General features: G+C 65.8%; 1 protein-coding gene. It reads right to left on the reverse strand.

The window, feature by feature from the left end:
* Positions 1–179 precede the first annotated feature (179 nt).
* The gene (locus AC08ON_RS04320) at positions 180–821 is read right to left on the reverse strand and encodes an ATP-dependent Clp protease proteolytic subunit (RefSeq protein ID WP_011435649.1); all 642 of its coding nucleotides are present in this window, start codon (positions 819–821) and stop codon (positions 180–182) included.
* Positions 822–896: the final 75 nt, after the last annotated feature.

Below are 896 nucleotides of genomic sequence, written 5' to 3' on the forward strand. Positions count from 1 at the left end.
GCCGTACTCGCCGCGGGAGGTCTTCTCGATGATGTTCGGCAGGACGTAGCGGCCCTGCGGCTGGGCGGCTGCCTGGCGGGCCTGCTCGTGCCGCATCTGCTGGTACAGCGTGTCGTGGAACATGGTGGCTGCCTCCGGGACGGATGACGACGGTTCGATCCGGTGAGCGGGGGCTCCGCTCAGCTCACCGGGCCTTCGCTGGGAACCTGGCGGGCCTGCTGGACGACGTGGTCGACGAAGCCGTAGTCCTTGGCCTCCTCAGCCGTGAACCACCGGTCCCGGTCGGAGTCGCGCTCGATCTGCTCGATCGGCTGACCGGTGTGGAAGGCGATGCGCTCCTGCATCATCCGCTTGGTGTACAGCATCTGCTCCGCCTGGATGGCGATGTCGGAGGCGGTGCCCCCGATACCACCGGACGGCTGGTGCATCATGATCCGCGCGTGCGGCAGGGAGTAACGCTTGCCCGACGCACCGGCGCAGAGCAGGAACTGCCCCATCGACGCGGCGAGACCGAGCGAGACGGTCGCGACATCATTCTCGACGAACTGCATAGTGTCGTAGATCGCCATACCGGCGCTCACCGACCCACCCGGCGAGTTGATATAGAGGAAAATGTCGCGGGTCGGATCCTCCGCGTTGAGCAGCAGGAGTTGCGCGCAGATCGCGTTGGCGATCGAGTCCTCGACGACCGAGCCGAGGAAGACGATGCGGTTGGCCAACAGACGGTTGAACACCTGGTCGTCGAACGCGGGTCCACCCTGACCGGGTGCACGAAGGTCCGGACCCGGAACCGGCAGGCGCGGGGCTGCGATGTTACTCACGGTCAGCTCCTCGACTTCCTCACATGGGACGGCTGATTGACCGGCTCGACACTATCTGTGACACGCCCCAGTTCC

It is taken from the genome of Frankia sp. CoWAU3 (genome assembly GCF_977971855.1).